Here is an 18846-nt window from a genome sequence, read left to right as displayed (position 1 = left end):
CTCCTCTATTTGTTCCAAACTGTTTTTTCGCTTTGATTTCGAGTCAATTCAGCCGTGAAATTGACTTGGCATTTAAGCTCGATTTCACTCCTTTCATTCATGAAAAGGACTTTAAGATCTTTTACAACTACCGAAGAAATCTCTTCGTTAATTAAACAAACCTTGATTTCTTCAATATCTGTATGGCTTTTGTTTTCGGGCAGCAAAACGGCAATGCCAAAATGGTTATACGGTCCCGTATAGCCAGGGGAAAAATGGCCGATCTGTTTCTTGCCAAATGAACTGGAATGCCACCTGTTTTCACCGGATAGCTTGCATGCGATATCTATCGTTGGTTGTCCTAGGTTTACTTCCCAGACTGACGACTGAATAAAAAGATATTGTTTCAAATCTTTGATTATATTAATATCTGAAAGGCCAGTTGTGAGCTGCCTCTCCGCTTCCCACTGCATCATTGCGTTTACGTATGGGAATTTTTCCATGACGATTTCCCGGGGCTCCTCGTCCTTTTTCCATTCATAGCTTGGTAAAAAGAAAAAGTAATATTCACTCGTGATGCGGTCGGTAAAATTTCCGTTACACGTAGCCGTTTGCAATACTGGACGTTTTCCCTCCAGCATCGGCTTGCTATAGGACATAATTTTGTGGTGAGGACCCTGGTAATCTACGTGGTCCACGTTGAGATCGTCTGTTAAATAAACCCTGGCCATGTACTCAATATCAAGCAAACGCCCCCACTTGGCCATCAGCAGCTTGGCTGGCGTTCCCTCGTCCTCGTGGCTGAAAACCATCTGGTATTCAATCACCTTTCCATGCTCCCAATCTTCGATAAAGTAGATCATTTCTAACGGAGTATCGGTGTACAAATTGTCATAATTGCTATAGACTGACCTTCCGTATAATTTTGGCGAAAACTTAGCTGCAAGCAAGTCGTGGCCTTGAAGCTCAAGCTTTTTTATATTTACTTTCTCAATCCAAGCGGAGGATGCTTGAGCAAGCGGGTTAAAAAATTCAATGCTTAATGTATAGTTTCCCTCACATAATTCCCCCAACAAACGTTGGTACGTGAACAAACGATCACCATAAAATAAGACGATATCCTGGTGATGTGTATCATTGATGTACAACCTTGCCATAACGGCTTCATTTTCCTTTTCATTCCATGAGGTAGGTGATGAAGCTGTCAATTCGATCGAATAAAGTCCTTCGTCCGGTACTTCAAATTCCACCTTCTGCTCTTGGTTCTGAGTGATTGTCTGCTTTATCTGAATTGTTTCCAATACAATCCCGCCTTTAAAAACGTTTTTTCGAATGACTCAAGTTACTGCGTATATAAAAGAATCCGACAAATGAGCACATTAAAAACATAAAAACGGCCAAGCTGCTGGACTGTCCGAGTTCATTATAGACAGCGAAATGCTGCTGCATGGAAACACCGAGCATCTGCGGCGCATTCCGATCAATTAAAAATGGAGCCGTAAAGCTGCCTACAATCCCCATGAATAAGAACGTCACCGCAATGAGCATCGTCCGATAAGACAAAGGCAGAATAAACCTCGTAAATAGCTGAAGTTTTTTCGCACCGGAATCCCTTGCACTTTCGATAATTGAATTCGGAATTGCCTGAAGCGCAGGTACTAATAGCATCGTTGTAAAAGGAATATTGAACCAAATATTGATCATCAACAATCCCTTCACATCGTAAATAATAGGAGGTAAATTATTTTCTCCGACGAATCTTGCTACCCAGCCATTGTCTCGATAAAAATTGATAAAGCCGTATACAGCAATAACCCCCGGTATAAACATAGGAATAAAGTATAGTTTGTTGATCCACTTTGAAACAGCGCTGTTGGAAAAGCGCAAATAAACAGCAAGCAAATAGCCGATACCCAGAACAAAAATACATGAAATAACCGTGACAAATAACGTATGGCGGATGTTTTGAACAATTAATGGCTCCGTAAAAATATAAATATAATTTTCAAAGCTGAATTGTCCTTCTCCGTTTGTAAAACTCTCTTTAACAGAAAGGAACACCGGATAGATTACAAGGACAAGCAATGTTAGGAAAGAGGGCATAACGAGCCCAATTCCTAACATGCTCAATTTCCATTTTTTACTCATCGAGTAGGGATCTCTCTTTGCCATTGTTTTGTTAATTCTTCGGATAATGCTCCGCCGTTGAAAATTCGATATCCGCCGCTGACATCAGCAAAACGTTCTTGGTCCTCTTTGGACAAGTGCTCCCACTTAATTCCAGGGTAGCCATACATCTGATCCATAACTGTCTGTTGAACTTCTTTCGTAAGAATGTAATTCATAAATGTTTGCGCTGCTTCTTTCCGCTTTTCATCTCCATTATCTGGTGCCATCATGTAGGATGGTCCGCCAGTAAATGCAGGATCAATTTGCTTCAATTTAGTAGATTCGGGCAATAATTTTTTATTTAACTGTTCCAACGCCATATCAGACCAAACGGGAATCATATCCACTTCACCGTTTGCAAGCAAGTCCAATGTTCCTTGGTTTTTCTTCGGATAAACCCCTTCTTTGTATAAATGAGGAGCCAAATCTTTTAATATTCCGAAACCTTTATTCCAATCTTTCATAATGCTTTCATCTTGTGAATTCATTGCGTCTGCAGGCAATTGGTTATAGATTGTCGATAACACAAATGAGCTGCCTGATCCACCAGTACTTGGGTCGTTGTAGGCAAACCTGCCGGGATGGTCTTTTATCCACTGATACATTTCATCAGCTGTGTTTGGGACGTCCTTCACCTTTTCCGAATTGTAGGCAAGTACGACAGACGCAGCACGATATGGAACAGCTATATTATTCGTTCCTTTCATATTCGCTTCTTGAACGTTCTTAAGGTTCGGGATTCCTGTTTCATCTAATGAATAAAACAAACCGCCTTCTTCATTACTTCGAACAATATCAGCTAATTGCCCTTCATAAAGATCGACCTTTGAATCTTTGCCTGATTTCTTTGCAGCGACAATCTTATCGATCGTTGCCTGGCCTCCTGTTCCAGATGGGACAAAGACAAAGTCGACATCAATATTTTTATTTTCCTTTTCAAAATCACTAACGACCTTTTCCCAAAACATCTCGACATTTTGAGATCCGCTGCTGTACAGTGAAATTTTCGTAACTTCATCACCATTAGAATTTGTTGACCCGCTTTCGCTGCTTCCGCATGCAGCAAGAGATAGTACTGTAGCTCCCATAGCCGCAAATGCTATTGCTTTTTTAAACATTTTCATAAACTTCACTCCTATCTTCTAATTTTGCAGAATTTGAATTTTGAAAAGATTGGATTTTAGTAAACTTCACCTTGATATTTTCATCAAGACGAAACTGGTCTATTTTACTGCTGTCAACAAACATCTTAATTTGTCCCAACATGCTATGTATTGTAACTTCTACATAATGTCCGAGCATCATCACTTTATCTACTCTCGCTTCCAGTCCGTTTTCAAAAGGTTCAGCTACGGATACGTCTTCCGGGCGAATGGCTATAGTAACGTCGCCGTTATTATGACCAGGATTAGGAAACTGAAGCGTTCCGGCATTTATTAGATTTGATTCTGCTTGTCCATTTAAAAAGTTCATTCTGCCGATAAACTGAGCAACAAATAGAGAAGCCGGATTGTTATAAATTTCTTTCGGAGTTGCAATCTGCTCAATGTTGCCATGATTCATAACGACTACTTTGTCTGATATGGACAAGGCCTCTTCTTGATCATGGGTAACAAACAGCATTGTTAAGTTTTGCTGTGCCTGAATTTCTCGCAATTCTTCCCTTAATTCATGGCGTAGTTTTGCATCAAGAGCAGAAAACGGCTCATCCAAAAGCAGAACTTCCGGATTTAATAAAAGTGCTCGAGCCAATGCAATCCGTTGCTGCTGTCCTCCCGAAAGTTCACCGGGATATTTTTTCTCGGCTCCTGATAATCGAACGAGAGCTAACGCCCATGAAACCTTTTCTTTTATTTCCTGTTTTTTGACTTTTTTCAGCTTGAGACTGAAAGCCAGATTATCAAAAACTGTCATATGCGGCCATAAATTGTAGCTTTGAAAAACCATCGCAGTCGGCCGCTTTTCAGGTGGCAAGTGAAGCACTTCATTCCCGCCAATCTTGATGGACCCGCTGTTTGGCTCAATGAAACCGCCAGCGCTTCGCAATACCGTCGTTTTCCCACAGCCGGACGGGCCAAGCAGTGTAACCAGTTGTCCTTTTTCTACATCAATGGAAATATCTTTGACTCCTTCTCCTGTCTCATAAATCTTGGTTAAATTTTGAATCGATAACTGTACAGGCAAATGACTCTCTCCTTTCTTCGATTATTTCATTCGCAATCCATCGGCAAAGGAATCCGCACCGACAAATTTTCTGGCAGCCATCAATAATATAATCGTCGGCAATGTCAGAATGACGGAAAATACCGCACCTGCTGTACTCGGATAATCAGCAATGATCGTGTACATGATGACGGGCATCGTCTGAAAATCCGGGATTCCGACTAAAAAGGTTCCCTCCGCTTCATCTAATGAGTTTAGGAAGGTAAAGACTGAAGCTACAATGATTCCCGGCTTTGCCATCGGCAGAGTGATGTGCCAAAAAACCCTCAGAGGCGAAGCTCCGGCATCTCGCGCTGATTCTTCTTGAGAACGATGGACATTTTCAAAGGCAGCCGATGGAATCCACGTCATAAACATCAGGGTGTTAATCAGATGGATTAGAATAATACCAGTAAAGGTGTTCATCAGATTAAACTGGTAAAACAGAACGGCAATTGCAACGTACAACCCCATTTTCGGAAAAGCATTTGTTAATAAAAATGAGAACAGAAAAAATCGTCGTAACGGAAAGCTAATTCTGGCAAACGCATAGGCAGCCGGTAAACAAATGATTAAAGAAATCAAGGTGACTAGAGAAGCAATTAAAAATGACAGCCCCATAGCTCGAAGGATCGATTCATCCTGTAGAACATACGACCACCATTCCAAAGACCATGTAGAAGGCCATTTATCAGGATGCTCCCACTTTCCAGAAAAAGCTAATAAAACCAAATTTAATAATGGACCGAAAAAGAATAGCAAAAATATTGAAAGACCAATAAATTCTATTATTCTTCTTTTTCTCAGTGTCCTAAAGTACCACAACTTTACACCTCCTCCCCTAGTTGTACATTCGTATAATATTAGTAATTTTTTATTCCGAATAAAAAAGAAGTATAGACAACAATAACTGTATATTGAATGTAATCGTAGGAGAAAACGATAATTATCATTTGAATTATTATTAGTTGTCTATACTTCATACTTTTATAACTTAACATCCGAATGTAAATTGATATTTTGAATTATGTATAAAATTTGTTAAGAAGACTGCCTAAAAATTAAAAAAGTTCTATTTCATTTTTACAAAAAGAGAAGAACCCTTCTTGCATCAAAATGAGATAGAACTTTTTCATAGTTAAAAATCAATTTTCGTTCTTTCCACAGAGAATTTAAAAATATCATTTCTAAAGTAATCATACGAATATAATACTGGCTGATTATTCCGATCATAATGAATCTGTTTTAATAGCAAAACTGTCGTATCAGGGTATATCAAAAGCTTTTGGCAATTTCGATCAGTATGTAAAGGAACAACGATTTCCGCTGCCGCTTTATAAATATCAATTTTGCATTCTTCTTTTAAATACTGAAACAAAGACCCTATTGAACCTTTTGCTATAAGTGATTCTCCGACAAGTTTTTTCGGCAGGATATTTTTCGAGAATACGACCGGCTCCTGATCAGCTGTTCGAATTCTTTCATGGACAATCACTTCCTCCTCGTGATTGAGCTGTAGAAGTGAAGCCCATTCTTCATTCGTTCTTTCTACTTTAATATTTTCCCGTTTTTCTCCGTCCTCAAGACCGGCATATTTAATCATGGAGGTTACACTCATTAATTTTTCTAAACTGCTTGGCGCATGAGGTATAGGATTGACAACAAAGGTCCCGACTCCGTGTTTAACATGGACTTTTCCCTCTTCCTCCAGTAATCGAATTGCAGAACGAACAGTTTCTCTGCTGACTTTAGACTGTTTCGCCAGCTCCAGCTCTGAAGGCAGCCGGTCTCCCACCATAATCTTTCCGGTTCTTATATCTTTATCAAGTGCTTCTTTCACTTTTATATACAATGGTTTCATATCATCAACCCTTTAATAATATCTGGCATTTTACATTATAATGACATGACAAGTATTTTCATATATGTAACTATGTATTTTAATATTTAATTAACAAAAGAAGGGAAAGTTTAACAAAAGATTTTATCGATAATCATTTTATGTTCTTATTTTGACGCGATAGATTACCACTAAAAAAGTTTGTCGGTTAGCAGGAATAAAAAACCTCCCAAAAGCTAGCGGGAGGCAATTTCCTAAGTATTCTTCAGTCCTTATATATTTCTTAATTCAGAAAGGGTTCGAAGCACATGATCAATTAAATTGGGGATATCGCCCATATGATCCTCGTTAATTTTACGATTGAATTCCAGCTCGATCGTATTCATATAAATGGATTCTTCCCTGCCGTAAACAAAGCGTAATGTTTGAGTCGGGGCAATGTCGAGACTCCAAATTTGCTGCATTATGTCTTGAATGATTTCGCACTGCATCGATATATTTATGATTTGAATATAAAAACGCAAGATTAGTATACAGCCAGGATTTTCTCCCGGCACTTCCATTATTTCTGCCGCCAGTTCTCTCAAAGGTGCAACCAGTCGAATTTCTGCAGAGATATCACTTCGATCTAATAGTGAGAATTGTATCGCGAATTCTCTCGACAGTACTGACATATCAAGTCGATCTATCCGATTGGTTATCTTAATTTTTCCCGACAAATTATCCAAATCATAAATCTGATTTTCAATAGCAACTTTTAGATTTTCAAAGACGGTTGGATCAAACATAAATGAATACCTGCCTTACGTTTTAGAATAAACTAGCTCACCCACGTATTTATTCCGTATATCTAAAAATATTATACGAATTAAAACATTGATTTAACAAAGTCTCCTAATGGTATGCCAGTTGCCAAGTGAGACTATAATGCTCCTCCTTCTTCTAAAATTGATGTACACTAAAGATGGCGCAGGCAAAATATAACGAACGCAAGGAGAGAAACTTTCATGGATATCCAAGTTCTCTGGAATGAATATCATCTACCCGTCAGACGATTTATCTCAAAAAGAACATATAATCATTCTGATGTGGAAGATATCGTCCAAAATGTGTTTATGAAGATACACGGCCATATTTCCGAGTTAAAGGATGAAAATAAAGTACAATCATGGATTTATCAAATTGCCCGCAATAGTATCGTGGATTACTACCGGAAAGAAAAACGGACAGAGGAACTGCCGTTTCATATTGAAACAAATGATGAATATGAGGAAGAGAATTTTGAAAAAGGAGTGATTTCATGCTTCAAGTCAACGATTCAACGATTACCGGATAAATATAGAGATGCACTCGAACTCACCGAGCTAAAGGGCATGTCCCAAAAACAACTAAGCAGCCGGCTCGCCATCTCCTATTCAGGAGCCAAATCAAGAGTGCAGCGCGGACGGGAAATGCTAAAGGAGAGGCTGATGGAGTGCTGCCATATCGAGTCGGATCGATACGGAAATATCATCGACTTCTATAGAAAGAATCCGAATTAGAAAAAGTTTGGCGATTTTCTCCAAACTTTTTTGTTCATATTTGATTAAAAATCAGTACCTCTTGCTAACAAAGAGAATTGATTTTCTCTTCAACCTGCTTGAGGATATCCTTCAGCGCTGCTTCTTCAAGGTATTCAGAGACATTGCCAAACAGTAAATGATCCAAAGGTTCAATCCCTGTAAAATCAAATATGCCAACATCTGAAGTAATGGTTAAACTGGCGGTCATTCCCATTTCGTCGTAAATCTCTTTAGGAGTACCGTGAGTATTAATGATCAAACCTTTTTTCCCTTTAAGTAACTGAATAATTTCTCCTTCCCCATAAGCATAAGCAAAGCCATAGGCGAATACCCGGTCTACATAACCTTTGAGAATGGCAGGAAGACCCGACCACCAAATTGGATAGATAAATGTGATAACATCTGCTTTTGTAATGAACTCTTGTTCGGTTTTAATATCGTCAGGAATATTGCCTGATTTCATCGCAGCCGTATCTTGGGGCTTCAGAACAGGCTGAAAATCCAATGCATACAAATCTCTTACAAACACCTGATGACCTTTGTCTTCTAAAGCTTTAACAGCTGTTTCCAATATTGCATGATTAAAACTTTCAGGATGTGGGTGTGCATAGACAACAAGATGGTTCATTTTGCATTCCTCCATATATAGGGTTCCCTAAAAACATAATCGCTTTCTACTGGTTTGGATACGTTTCTCTTAAAAACGCAACAGATTGATGAATTAACGCTTTTAACACGTCAACATCAATATCTGCCACCTTATTAATGTATACACACGCTTTTCCTGTTGTATGTTTTCCAAAGTCCTTTAACAATTCCTCTCGTTTTGTATCACCAGTCGCAAAATACAAGCTGATTTTTGCTTTTCGAGGTGAAAAGCCAACAAGCGGCGCATCGCCTTCGTGACCGGATTCATATTTATAATGATAGGAACCAAAACCGATAATGCTCGGCCCCCACATCTTCGCTTGACAGCCAGTCGTTTCTGTGAAAATATCTAATAATTTATATGCATCTTCACGTTTTTTAGGGCTATCGACATTTTCAATAAACTCAATGACACTGCTGTCATTTTCTTTTGTTTTTAGTTCGTACATAACTTAGAATTTCTCCTGTTCTTAAGTATGAGGTTGACCTTTTTTCGCTAATAGAAAATATATAATCTCTTAAATAAATTTCTACATTACACACTTTTTTCCTGCTGAACCGAACCAGCAAACACTGTACTTTAAAATGAAAAAGACACAACTCCACATGAAAGGATTGTGCCTATAGGTTTATCAAAGAAGTTCAGGGCGATCAATTTCTTATTTTTACTCTTGCTCAGACTGCACTTTCATCCATGTAAAAGACTTCCCAAAGATGGCCGTCTATGTCCTCAAAACTCCATCCGTACATAAAGCCATGGTCCATCGGATCATTTGAAGGCTTTCCGCCTGCATCCAGCGCTTTATTTACAATCTCATCAACCTTATCCCTGCTATCAACTGCTAACCCAACGATAACTTCTGTACTTTTTGCTGCATCAGAAAGTTCTTTTTTCGTAAACGTTTTAAAAAACTCTTCCACCAACAGCATGGCAAAGATATTTTCACCAATCACCATGCTCGCTGCATTTTCATCAGTAAATTTTTCGTTAAATTCAAAACCAATTTTCGAAAAAAATTCTTTCGTTTTTTCCAAATCTTTCACCGGTAAATTAACAAAGATACTTTTCATTTGTATTCCCATACTTGCCCATTCCCCTCTAATTTTTATTCCGACTACAAATCATTCTCTTATGTTTATCCTATTCCTGCCTGAAAAAGAAAAAAATTATTAAAAGGTATAATTAAAAAAGGTGCCTCATTAAGGAGACACCCGTAAAAACTCATTTTTTTAAATGGTAAGGGACAGTAGTAACGACTACGTCCCGCCGATAAAGCAAATATGCCCGAATCAATAAACTAGATTGGTTATGAAGAATATTGTGCCAGCCTTTTTTAGGAATAAACTGAGGGATGACGACCGTAACCCGATAATCCGACTCTCTGGCTTTGTGCTCAACCGTATCAACAAATTTGGTCAAAGGATGAATAATACTTCTATAGTGAGAGTGAAGTGTCACGAGTCTGACATCAGGCTGCCATTTCTTCCACTTTTCTTCAAACTTTCTTTCGACTTCTCTGTCAAACGCAACGTAAACGGCAATGATCTTTTCTGCCGAAAGAGTTTTAGCATAGTTTAACGTGTTCTCTACTACATGAGTCATACCAGCCACAGGAACAATAATGACGTTCCCATTAATCGGGACAGAAGGTTCACATGTTGTCAGTCGCAATTGGTCGCCAACTGCGTCATAATGCTTCTTTATCTGGTGAAAAACAAAAACGATAATGGGTAAAAAAACTAAGACTGGCCAAACCTGTGCGAATTTGGTTAAAAAGAAAATGATCGTAACGGTAAAGCTAATCAAGGCACCGGTTGAATTAATAACAAGCCTAAATACCCATCCTTTTGGTTTTTCACGAATCCATTTAACAATCATTCCCGACTGAGACAGCGTAAATGGAATAAACACGCCGACTGCATATAGCGGGATAAGCTGTTCAGTTTGTCCTTTAAAAGCAAGAATTAATATGATCGAGGCAATCCCAAGAATAATAATCCCATTCGAGTATCCTAACCGGTCTCCTCTTATTGTAAACATTCTTGGAATAAACTTATCCTTGGCAAGATTAACCGCAAGTAATGGGAACGCTGAATAACCTGTATTGGCAGCCAGGATCAATATCAATGCTGTAGTTCCTTGGATAAAGAAATACATGAAATTTCGACCAAATGTCTCTTCCGTAAGTTGTGAGACAACAGTGACCTCTTCACTGGGAGTAATCCCGTAATAATAGGCCAAATATACAATTCCCGAAAATAACAAAGCGAGCAAGGCACCCATCGCAAGTAACGTTTTAGCTGCATTATTAGGTGCCGGGTCTTTAAAATTGGGAATGGCATTCGAAATGGCTTCAACTCCTGTTAAAGCAGAGCTGCCTGAGGCAAACGCTCGCAGGAGGATGAATAAACTGATTCCTGCCACGGGTGTACCAATTGATGGATGTAAATCAGGCGGAACCTGACCTGTTACAATGTTGTAGATGCCCACACCAATCAATACGAATAACGCTAAAACAAATAAATACACCGGATACGCCAAAATAGAGGCGGATTCCGTTACCCCTCTTAAATTTAAGATGGTAAGAAAAATCACAAAGATAATCGCAATGATCACATTATAAGAATGTAAGGCAGGAAATGCAGATGTTATCGCATCTGTACCAGCAGATACACTAACTGCCACTGTTAAAATATAATCTACCAGCAAGGATCCTCCAGCGATTAACCCCGGATTTATACCCAAATTATGCTTTGATACTACATACGCTCCACCGCCATGAGGATAGGCGAAAGATAATCTGCCTGTACGACAATATGAGAGCAGTTAATAGAATTAATACTCCCATTGCTATCGGAATTGAATACCAAAATGCTACTGCACCAACTGTTGCCAGGACAATTAAAATTTGCTCCGGACCATAGGCTACTGATGATAAAACGTCAGAAGATAGGATGGCTAATGCTTTTGTTTTGTTAAGCTTCTGTTCCCCTAGTTCAGTTGATTTTAATGGCCGGCCTATTAAAAATCTCTTTAGAGAAGAAATCACAAATTTCACTACCAGATTGTATTAAACATATCTTTTCCTGTATATCAAATAACACTCTACGAAAACACTTTAGTTCAATTAAAATAAAAAATGCCTGCAAGCCATAGATAATAGGCCTGAAGACAATATAATTTTTGTCTCACAAGCTCCACCTTCCTTCTCATATAACGCTTACGAGGTTAGCTGTCGGATTCGGACCATTTGAGTAGCCCTACCTTTTAAAAGGATTCACCCCTTTGGATTGTGTAACAATCCACAAAAATGGTTCCCCCGCACCTTTAGGTCTCAGCGATTTAGAAATATGAAACCGATGATTATCATACTTCTGTGCACTAAAAATGTAAACAAAAATTGTTAAAAAAATATGTAATTTTAAAATCTAAAATTTGAATACTTCTTTAACTAAAGAACAGGGCATTTTCAACTCTTTATGTAAAGGAGGAATAAAAAATGGCGCTCCTCTTTAGAAGGAACACCATCCAACATTTAGCTTGGAAAATTGAGCTGCCATGAAACTCCAAACCTATCGACAATCCAACCGAACTTCTTACTAAAGAAATAATCACCTAATGGCATTAGGGCGCCCCCGCCATCTGAGAGGCTCTCATAAAGCCGGGTAATTTCCTCTTCAGAATCACATGTAAGAAACACTGAAAAGGAAGGGGTAAACGTGAACTCATGCTTTACGTTACTGTCAATGCACATAAATTCCTGTCCTTTTAATGAAAAGACAGCCTGCATCACACTGCCCTCATCTCCTGCTTCATTTGGTCCATAACGAGTGATTCTGGTAATTTCTGATTCTTCAATCAAAGAAGTATAATAATTCATGGCTTCTTCCGCATTTCCTTCGAACATTAAGAATGGTGTCACCTTTTCCATTAAAAACATCTCCTTATTTTTTAATTCATTCGCTTTCTACGATCTCTTTCAACCCTGCAATCATTAAATACCCACCGTAATAATTCGGTCTGACGTAGCATGAAAAATCCAATCTAAATTGTGGCTACTTTGTTTAACCATATAGTTAACAATAAAGAACAACCTAGAATTAGTCAACCATTCGGTTAAATACTTTCTCTCCATTATTCGTTCACAAGCGAATGATTCAATTCTGTAAATTGTCTTTCAATAGGTGTTAATTCATGGTGCAAACGAGTAATTAAGTAAATGTTGATGTATTTATAAACTGAAGGTACCTCTATATAATTGTTGATGTTGTAGCGGTTTGCCGTACGTTTCGATACTAAGGAAATCCCCATTCCCATTATTGAAAACTGCAAGAGTGATTCCGGATCGCCTACTTCAATGATTTCCCCATACTCACGACCCATGCCTGTGAAAATATTGCGTAACAACGTGAGATACAAGCATTTATCCGAAAGAACAAGCAGATTTTTTCGGCTGATATACTCTTTAAAAATTGTGTTTTTCTCAATACCTTTACCGATAATAACCAGCTCTTCTTGCCCCACTTTTTTATAGGTGATTTTCTTATGATTTGACGATCCAATCGTATAAGCTATATCAATTGTTCCGCCAAGAATTTGATGTTCAATATAATCAGTGGAACCCGTTTTTAACGTAACCGATAAGTCAGGGTATGTTTGATAAAGTTTATTTAATGCTGAGGAGAATTGAGTTCCACCAACTGATATCATCGTCCCTATCCTGAGCGTTTCTTCGTGCTTTTTCATTTTATTTTCAGTTTCTTCCCAGAGGATCAAGATCTTTTTTAATTGGTGATATAATTTTTCTCCATCTTTAGTTAATTCCATACCTTTTGAATTTCTAATAAACAGCTCTTGATTATAATAGGATTCAATCTTCTTTATTTTCGCAGTCATATTGGATTGGAGGTGATTAAGCTTTATCGCCGCAGCAGATATGCTTTTTAGTTCGGCAACTGTTATAAAAGCTTTCAAGTTTTCGATATCCATTGATGCACCTCCCTATCAAAAATAGTGATACTACTATCATAAATTAACATTATTTATGATATCACTTATTAAGTATACTAAATGCAATACGCATTTTGGAGGGATAAACCATGAAGCAAAATGTAATTAATGCCGGGATTATAGGAGGTTCTTTAAATAATCAGTGGGCGAGCAAAACACATATTCCCGTTCTGAAAGAAAGTCCTTTTTATCAAATTACGGCTATTGGGACATCTAAGATGGAAACCGCGAAAAAAAGCGCCATGGCGATTAACGCTCCCTTAGCTTTTACTAATCATAGGGAATTAGCAAAATCCGAAGATGTTGATTTAGTCGTCGTAAGTGTGAAGGTTCCTTTCCATTATGAAGCTGCCATCACTGCCATTGAAGAAAAGAAGCACCTCTATTGTGAATGGCCATTGGGAATAAACACCTCTGAAGCGAAAGAGATGGCAAAAATGGCCGATCAAGCGAATATTCACCACGTGATTGGATTACAAGCACGGCAATCACCGGAGGTCAATTATGTAAAACAAGCGATCAAACAAGGGGAAATCGGCAGGGTCCTTTCCTGTACAATGCAAGTCGCTACACAAGGAAAAGGCAGAATCACAGATGAAAGAAACGCTTATCTATTAAAAAAAGAAAAGGGAGCGAGTCTCCTTACGATAAATGGCGGGCACTCGCTTGATGTGCTTTGCTACATTCTTAGTGATTTTAAAAAAGTCTCAGCTGTAATGAGTCAAAATTATTCCGAAGCAATCATCCAAGAAACCGGTTTAACAACGGCTAAAACTACAGCTGATCAAATCGCAATACACGGAACACTAATTGATGGAATCACTGCATCCGTACACATTCAAGGGGGAGTATATCCTGAGTTTCATTTGGAAGTTAGAGGAGAAAAGGGTGTATTTCGTTTAAAACAGAGCAATTCCGTTGGTCACGTACAATTTGGTAACCTGACCGTCGAAAAAATCACACATCCTAATTATTCGTCCTTGCATTCTGAAATTGATCATGCCTTTTCGGAAGAAATAAGAATATCCTCCGAAAAAGATCGTTATCCAGCAGGGTATGTTGAAAGAGCGTATCATCGTTTCGCGCAAGATATAGCAGAAAATAAACGGCAAATGCCCAATTTTAATGACGCTGTCAAATTGCATCAACTGTTAGACGCAATACAAAATTCTGCAGAGACAGGTAAAAAAATAACCGTAATACAAGACTAGATATTATTATCAGACGATAAGCTTTTTATGGATAGGCTCCGTTTGTCTAATCATCCATATCAAAAAAACCCGTACCACTTTTAGTGATACGGGTCTTTTTTGGGGTTTATTACGCAACTTGTTTTTCTTGGTTGAATTTACCTTCCCATTTAGAAATAACAACCGCCGCTAAAGAGTTCCCGACAACATTCACAGCAGTTCTGCCCATATCTAAGATCCGGTCAATACCGGCAATAAAAGCAAGACCTTCTACAGGTAAATTTACTGCATTTAATGTGGCAAGCAACACAACGAATGACGCGCCTGGCACTGCAGCAATACCTTTTGAAGTCACAATAAGCACGAGAACAATCATAAGCTGCTGTCCGATCGTTATTTCTACACCAAACATTTGAGCAATAAAAACGGAGGCTAAAGCTTGATAAAGTGTAGAACCGTCCAAATTAAACGTATAGCCTGTCGGAACTACAAAGGAAGTGATTGCCTTCGGACAACCAAACTTTTCAAGCTTTTGCATGACTCTTGGGAGTACTGTTTCTGAACTCGAAGTAGAAAAAGCAAGCAAAATTTCATCCTTTAACAAACGTAGCAACGAGAACAAACGGATTCCGGCTATTCTTGCAATTATATTAAATACGACAATTACAAAAAAGACCATACTTCCATACGTAACGATTGCCAGTTTTCCAAGCGGAATCAGCGATTCTAATCCAAACTTAGATACCGTAATGCCAATTAAAGCAAATACCCCAAAAGGCGCCAGCTTCATGATTTGGTTTGTAATCCAGAACATCGTATCCCCAACACCTTGGAAAAAGTCCAAGACTGGTTTACCTCGTTCTCCTATCGCTGCAACTCCAGCTCCAAAGAGAACAGAAAAGAAAACAATAGCAAGCATATCTCCCTCGACAAATGCTTGGAAAATATTCGTCGGTATAATTTCTACAAATGTCTCTACAACTCCGTGCTCTTCCTGGGTTTCTGCTGTTTCTTCATATTGAGAAATACTGCTTTCTGTTAATTTTGATCGATCAATACCAACACCCGGCTGGAATATGTTGGCGAATAACAACCCTACAACCATGGCGATCGTTGTTACAATCTCGAAATACAATATTGTTTTAAATCCTAATCTTCCGACCCTTTTCAAATCTCCTACACCAGCTACACCAACTACAATAGAAGCAATCACAATTGGAACAACGATCATTTTTATCGCCCGAAGAAATATATCTCCAATCGGCTGCAAGTAAGCTGCAATGTTATCATTACCGTAAAATATTGCACCTACTACAATACCGAGTATAAGTCCAATTAATATTTGATACGCCAAACCAATTTTTACCTTTTTCATCCATTATCCTCCCTCTTAAAACAATCTAGCTTTACAAACATTCTGTAAAATGAAAGAAAAGCCGGTATAAATCCATAAAAAATCCCCTAATTGTATTGGGGTTTGACCTTTTGCCCAGCCCATACAAAAGGAGAATATACTATGATAAATAACATTATAGCAGATAATCTAGTTTTTCTTAAGTGTCTTAGTACATTGATCAATGATAATAGAGCTTAAAAATTATAGACAGGTTCAGCAGAAGGCTAATCGACAATATTTTAATGGTATAAAAGGTGGTACTATACAACAATTATGTGCGTACTTACAATATTAAATCCAACAACTTATACTTTACTTATATGAAAAGCTATTAAATTTAATAAAAAGGAAGTGTTATTCATGACGATCATGACAAATAAAAAAGAAGACATACTACAGGCATATCAGTATAGACATGCAACTAAAGAATTTGACCCTGCCAAAAAAATAAGTGAACAAGATTTTAATTTCATCTTAGAAACAGGACGTTTATCTCCTAGTTCATTTGGTTTTGAACCATGGAAGTTTCTTGTCATTCAAAATGAAACTCTAAGGGATAAACTATTGCCAGTTACTTGGGGAGGACAAAAACAATTACCAACATCCAGCCACTTTGTTATTATCTTGTCTAGAACACCGAAAGAGCTGCTTGCTGATTCTAAGCATATTCTCCGTATGATGAAAGATGTTCAACAACTCCCAGAAGATGTGGTGATAGGAAAAGGCGGTTTATATCATAAATTTCTAGAATCCGATTTTGACTTGCTTGGTAATGAACGTGCTATGTTTGAATGGGGATGCAGACAAACGTATATTGCATTAGGAAACATGATGACCGCAGCTGCACAAATCGGCATCGATTCTTGTCCGATGGAAGGCTTCGATAAAGGTAAAGTCGAGCAAATTCTAGTAGAAGAAGGTATACTTGATACAAATCAATTTGGCATCTCTTGTATGGTTGCTTTTGGCTTCCGTGTGAAAGAACCACGTGAAAAAACAAGACAAACGAGATCACAAATCATTCAATGGGTAGAGTAAGGAAATAAATTTTATGACATGGAGGGAATTGAAATGATTGTTATTCACGCATATATGGAGGTCAATCCAGAAAAGACAGAAGCGTTTTTAAATTTTGTTAAACCTCTAGTACAAGCTTCACAACAAGAGCCGGGAAATATTAGTTATTTTCTAGTTCAAGATGTAGAAGTAAAAAATACGTTTATTATGCTAGAAGAATGGGATACGGCATCTGATCTTGAAGAACATGAAAAAACGCCGCACTTTAAATCATTCAGCTCTCAAGTAGGCGACTACATTCTCTCTCCACTGAAGGTAAAGAAATTTACGGTACAGCAATAGCATTCTAAATAGCTAAACGTATAACAGCCCGAAGCACATTGTATGACAATACAATCAAAAACTCGATATACTATTTAAGAATCAAACGACAAGGAGTGCTTTCAAATGGATTTCGTTACATTAAATAATGGTCTAAAAATGCCCCAGCTCGGATTTGGTGTATGGCAAGTAGAAGATGATCAAGCTACAACTGCCGTAGAAAAAGCAATTGAAGTTGGTTATACCTCTATTGATACAGCTATGATTTACAAAAATGAAAAAGGGGTCGGAAAAGCGATCAAGAATGCGTCTGTTCCTCGCGAAGATTTATTTATTACGACAAAAGTATGGAACAGCGATCAAGGCTATGACAACACATTACGGGCATTTGATGAAAGTCTTGAAAGGCTCGGACTTGATTATGTAGATTTGTATTTAATTCATTGGCCGACTCCTCAATTCGATGAGTACGTGGATACATACAAAGCGTTAGAAAAGCTTTATAATGATGGCCGCGTGAAAGCGATCGGTGTTTGTAATTTTGATATTGAGCATTTGGAACGTCTTTTTGCCGAATGCGACGTAAAGCCTGTTTTGAACCAAGTGGAATGCCATCCATATCTTGTGCAAAATGAGTTGAAAGACTTCTGTGCCAAACACGATATCTTTGTAGAAGCATGGAGTCCGTTAGACCAAGGCGGCGATGTTCTTAAAGATGAGGTCGTTCAAGAGATTGCTGATACGCATGGCAAAACAGCAGCTCAAGTTGTGCTTCGCTGGCACTTGCAAAACAATACGATCGTCATTCCTAAATCTGTAACACCTTCACGAATTGAAGAAAACTTTAATATATTTGATTTTGAATTAACAGCTGATGAAATGGATAAGATTAATAAGCTTGACAAGAACCAACGCAAAGGTCCTAAGCCAAGCGAAATGAACATGCGATAATATAACCAAACAAAAAGAAGCGCCGTTTGAGCGCTTCTTTTTGTTTAAGAATTTTCTTGTCTCTCTACTTCTCCAATAAAGATAACACCCATTTACACCAGGAAATTTCCTCTTTTTCGAGTCTTAGTCTCCTCTTAAAAAAAATATAGCGGCCAAAGTGTTTTGATGTAATGTCTTTTATACATTCATTTTTTATTGCTGCTTCTCTCGAGGTAAGATTGCCCTTGTGATTTTGTCAGGCCTTGTTTCCGGGTTGAATAATGCTTTATTCACTACTCATGCCATGGAATCATCACCTTATGCCAGGAGTGTAACATCAGTTGTTTATAATTTTGTCCGTTGGTTTGGTGCGGGGTTAGCGCCCATCTTATCGGGTATATTCGGTGAGATGTTATTCCCTCAAGCATCATTTGGTATTTCCGGAATTCTCGTATTTGTTGGCTTCCTGCTTATGCTCGTACCGATTAAACAAACTTTTATAAAAAAATCCATCACAGCAGCATACAGAAACGGAGTAAAGTTTTTTTGAGAATACTATAAGTATAAGGCAGCTCATAATC

At 38.1% G+C, this 18846-nt stretch carries 18 protein-coding genes, 2 pseudogenes and 1 riboswitch; of the genes and pseudogenes, 5 read left to right on the top strand and 15 right to left on the bottom strand.

Annotated elements, in window-relative coordinates; all coding sequences use genetic code 11:
* Positions 1-5: 5 nt before the first annotated feature.
* The 7 genes from JOC74_RS14205 to JOC74_RS14175 form a co-directional block, all read right to left on the bottom strand.
* Positions 6-1280 (bottom strand): hypothetical protein, encoded by a 1275-nt coding sequence (locus tag JOC74_RS14205; RefSeq protein WP_053605332.1) that lies wholly within the window; start codon positions 1278-1280, stop codon positions 6-8.
* 13 nt (positions 1281-1293) lie between these two features.
* Positions 1294-2127, bottom strand: a complete 834-nt coding sequence (locus JOC74_RS14200; RefSeq protein ID WP_211086192.1) for an ABC transporter permease — start codon at positions 2125-2127, stop codon at positions 1294-1296.
* A complete protein-coding gene (locus JOC74_RS14195) occupies positions 2124-3272 on the bottom strand; it encodes an extracellular solute-binding protein (RefSeq protein WP_225970284.1) in 1149 nt (382 codons plus the stop codon). The genes JOC74_RS14200 and JOC74_RS14195 overlap by 4 nt, the downstream gene beginning before the upstream one ends.
* Positions 3259-4332 carry an ABC transporter ATP-binding protein gene (locus tag JOC74_RS14190; RefSeq protein ID WP_053605330.1) on the bottom strand — a complete coding sequence of 358 codons (1074 nt, stop codon included), beginning with the start codon at positions 4330-4332 and terminating at the stop codon, positions 3259-3261. The genes JOC74_RS14195 and JOC74_RS14190 overlap by 14 nt, the downstream gene beginning before the upstream one ends.
* Before the next feature lie 21 nt (positions 4333-4353).
* Positions 4354-5175 carry an ABC transporter permease gene (locus JOC74_RS14185; RefSeq protein ID WP_053605329.1) on the bottom strand — a complete coding sequence of 274 codons (822 nt, stop codon included), beginning with the start codon at positions 5173-5175 and terminating at the stop codon, positions 4354-4356.
* Positions 5176-5488: 313 nt separating this feature from the next.
* Entirely contained in the window at positions 5489-6211 is a 723-nt protein-coding gene (locus JOC74_RS14180; RefSeq protein ID WP_053605328.1) for a GntR family transcriptional regulator, read from the bottom strand.
* A gap of 251 nt (positions 6212-6462) precedes the next feature.
* On the bottom strand, positions 6463-6978 hold the full coding sequence (locus JOC74_RS14175; protein ID WP_053605327.1) for a hypothetical protein: 516 nt from the start codon (positions 6976-6978) through the stop codon (positions 6463-6465).
* 219 nt (positions 6979-7197) lie between these two features.
* Between JOC74_RS14175 and sigZ the strand changes: the two genes are divergently transcribed.
* The gene (sigZ, locus tag JOC74_RS14170; protein WP_053605326.1) at positions 7198-7731 is read left to right on the top strand and encodes an RNA polymerase sigma factor SigZ; all 534 of its coding nucleotides are present in this window, start codon (positions 7198-7200) and stop codon (positions 7729-7731) included.
* A 64-nt stretch (positions 7732-7795) separates the two neighbouring features.
* On the opposite strand, the gene JOC74_RS14165 is transcribed toward sigZ, so the two are convergent.
* From JOC74_RS14165 to JOC74_RS14140, 6 genes and pseudogenes are all read right to left on the bottom strand, one after another.
* Positions 7796-8380: an NAD(P)H-dependent oxidoreductase gene (locus tag JOC74_RS14165; RefSeq protein WP_211086191.1), complete on the bottom strand. Its 585-nt coding sequence runs from the start codon at positions 8378-8380 to the stop codon at positions 7796-7798.
* Positions 8381-8426: 46 nt separating this feature from the next.
* Positions 8427-8849, bottom strand: a complete 423-nt coding sequence (locus tag JOC74_RS14160; RefSeq protein WP_053605324.1) for a DUF1801 domain-containing protein — start codon at positions 8847-8849, stop codon at positions 8427-8429.
* Positions 8850-9075: 226 nt separating this feature from the next.
* Positions 9076-9483 (bottom strand): VOC family protein, encoded by a 408-nt coding sequence (locus JOC74_RS14155; RefSeq protein ID WP_053605323.1) that lies wholly within the window; start codon positions 9481-9483, stop codon positions 9076-9078.
* 139 nt (positions 9484-9622) lie between these two features.
* Positions 9623-11450: pseudogene (gene kimA, locus JOC74_RS14150) on the bottom strand (potassium transporter KimA).
* A 152-nt stretch (positions 11451-11602) separates the two neighbouring features.
* Positions 11603-11751: riboswitch (cyclic di-AMP (ydaO/yuaA leader) on the bottom strand.
* Positions 11752-11936: 185 nt separating this feature from the next.
* The gene (locus JOC74_RS14145; protein WP_053605322.1) at positions 11937-12332 is read right to left on the bottom strand and encodes a VOC family protein; all 396 of its coding nucleotides are present in this window, start codon (positions 12330-12332) and stop codon (positions 11937-11939) included.
* A gap of 203 nt (positions 12333-12535) precedes the next feature.
* Positions 12536-13390, bottom strand: coding sequence for a LysR family transcriptional regulator (locus tag JOC74_RS14140; RefSeq protein WP_053605321.1), 855 nt, complete (start codon positions 13388-13390; stop codon positions 12536-12538).
* Between the two features lie 110 nt (positions 13391-13500).
* On the opposite strand from JOC74_RS14140, the gene JOC74_RS14135 reads away from it, so the two are divergent.
* Positions 13501-14622: a Gfo/Idh/MocA family protein gene (locus JOC74_RS14135; protein WP_053605320.1), complete on the top strand. Its 1122-nt coding sequence runs from the start codon at positions 13501-13503 to the stop codon at positions 14620-14622.
* A 109-nt stretch (positions 14623-14731) separates the two neighbouring features.
* On the opposite strand, the gene JOC74_RS14130 is transcribed toward JOC74_RS14135, so the two are convergent.
* Positions 14732-15976, bottom strand: coding sequence for a cation:dicarboxylate symporter family transporter (locus JOC74_RS14130; protein WP_053605319.1), 1245 nt, complete (start codon positions 15974-15976; stop codon positions 14732-14734).
* Positions 15977-16357: 381 nt separating this feature from the next.
* On the opposite strand from JOC74_RS14130, the gene JOC74_RS14125 reads away from it, so the two are divergent.
* From JOC74_RS14125 to JOC74_RS14115, 3 genes are all read left to right on the top strand, one after another.
* Positions 16358-17035 (top strand): NAD(P)H-dependent oxidoreductase, encoded by a 678-nt coding sequence (locus JOC74_RS14125; protein ID WP_053605318.1) that lies wholly within the window; start codon positions 16358-16360, stop codon positions 17033-17035.
* Positions 17036-17068: 33 nt separating this feature from the next.
* Positions 17069-17356, top strand: coding sequence for a putative quinol monooxygenase (locus JOC74_RS14120; protein ID WP_053605317.1), 288 nt, complete (start codon positions 17069-17071; stop codon positions 17354-17356).
* A gap of 105 nt (positions 17357-17461) precedes the next feature.
* Positions 17462-18286, top strand: a complete 825-nt coding sequence (locus JOC74_RS14115) for an aldo/keto reductase (RefSeq protein WP_053605316.1) — start codon at positions 17462-17464, stop codon at positions 18284-18286.
* A gap of 64 nt (positions 18287-18350) precedes the next feature.
* Here the strand turns inward: JOC74_RS14115 and JOC74_RS24315 are convergent.
* Positions 18351-18494 (bottom strand): annotated as a pseudogene (locus JOC74_RS24315) (hypothetical protein); the annotation flags it as partial.
* Between the last annotated feature and the right edge of the window lie 352 nt (positions 18495-18846).

Origin of the sequence: Bacillus capparidis (assembly GCF_017832095.1) — a bacterium.
GTDB lineage: Bacteria > Bacillota > Bacilli > Bacillales > Bacillaceae > Bacillus > Bacillus gobiensis.
Note: the sequence above shows the minus strand (reverse complement) of the source record. Positions and strands in the feature narration are given on the sequence as shown.

Coding starts and splice junctions, on each gene's coding strand:
- JOC74_RS14200 (WP_211086192.1), bottom strand. CDS start 2,127: ATGAGTAAAAAATGGAAATTGAGCATGTTAGGAATTGGGCTCGTTATG.
- JOC74_RS14195 (WP_225970284.1), bottom strand. CDS start 3,272: ATGAAAATGTTTAAAAAAGCAATAGCATTTGCGGCTATGGGAGCTACA.
- JOC74_RS14180 (WP_053605328.1), bottom strand. CDS start 6,211: ATGAAACCATTGTATATAAAAGTGAAAGAAGCACTTGATAAAGATATA.
- JOC74_RS14175 (WP_053605327.1), bottom strand. CDS start 6,978: ATGTTTGATCCAACCGTCTTTGAAAATCTAAAAGTTGCTATTGAAAAT.
- sigZ (WP_053605326.1), top strand. CDS start 7,198: ATGGATATCCAAGTTCTCTGGAATGAATATCATCTACCCGTCAGACGA.
- JOC74_RS14165 (WP_211086191.1), bottom strand. CDS start 8,380: ATGAACCATCTTGTTGTCTATGCACACCCACATCCTGAAAGTTTTAAT.
- JOC74_RS14160 (WP_053605324.1), bottom strand. CDS start 8,849: ATGTACGAACTAAAAACAAAAGAAAATGACAGCAGTGTCATTGAGTTT.
- JOC74_RS14155 (WP_053605323.1), bottom strand. CDS start 9,483: ATGGGAATACAAATGAAAAGTATCTTTGTTAATTTACCGGTGAAAGAT.
- JOC74_RS14145 (WP_053605322.1), bottom strand. CDS start 12,332: ATGGAAAAGGTGACACCATTCTTAATGTTCGAAGGAAATGCGGAAGAA.
- JOC74_RS14140 (WP_053605321.1), bottom strand. CDS start 13,390: ATGGATATCGAAAACTTGAAAGCTTTTATAACAGTTGCCGAACTAAAA.
- JOC74_RS14135 (WP_053605320.1), top strand. CDS start 13,501: ATGAAGCAAAATGTAATTAATGCCGGGATTATAGGAGGTTCTTTAAAT.
- JOC74_RS14130 (WP_053605319.1), bottom strand. CDS start 15,976: ATGAAAAAGGTAAAAATTGGTTTGGCGTATCAAATATTAATTGGACTT.
- JOC74_RS14125 (WP_053605318.1), top strand. CDS start 16,358: ATGACGATCATGACAAATAAAAAAGAAGACATACTACAGGCATATCAG.
- JOC74_RS14120 (WP_053605317.1), top strand. CDS start 17,069: ATGATTGTTATTCACGCATATATGGAGGTCAATCCAGAAAAGACAGAA.
- JOC74_RS14115 (WP_053605316.1), top strand. CDS start 17,462: ATGGATTTCGTTACATTAAATAATGGTCTAAAAATGCCCCAGCTCGGA.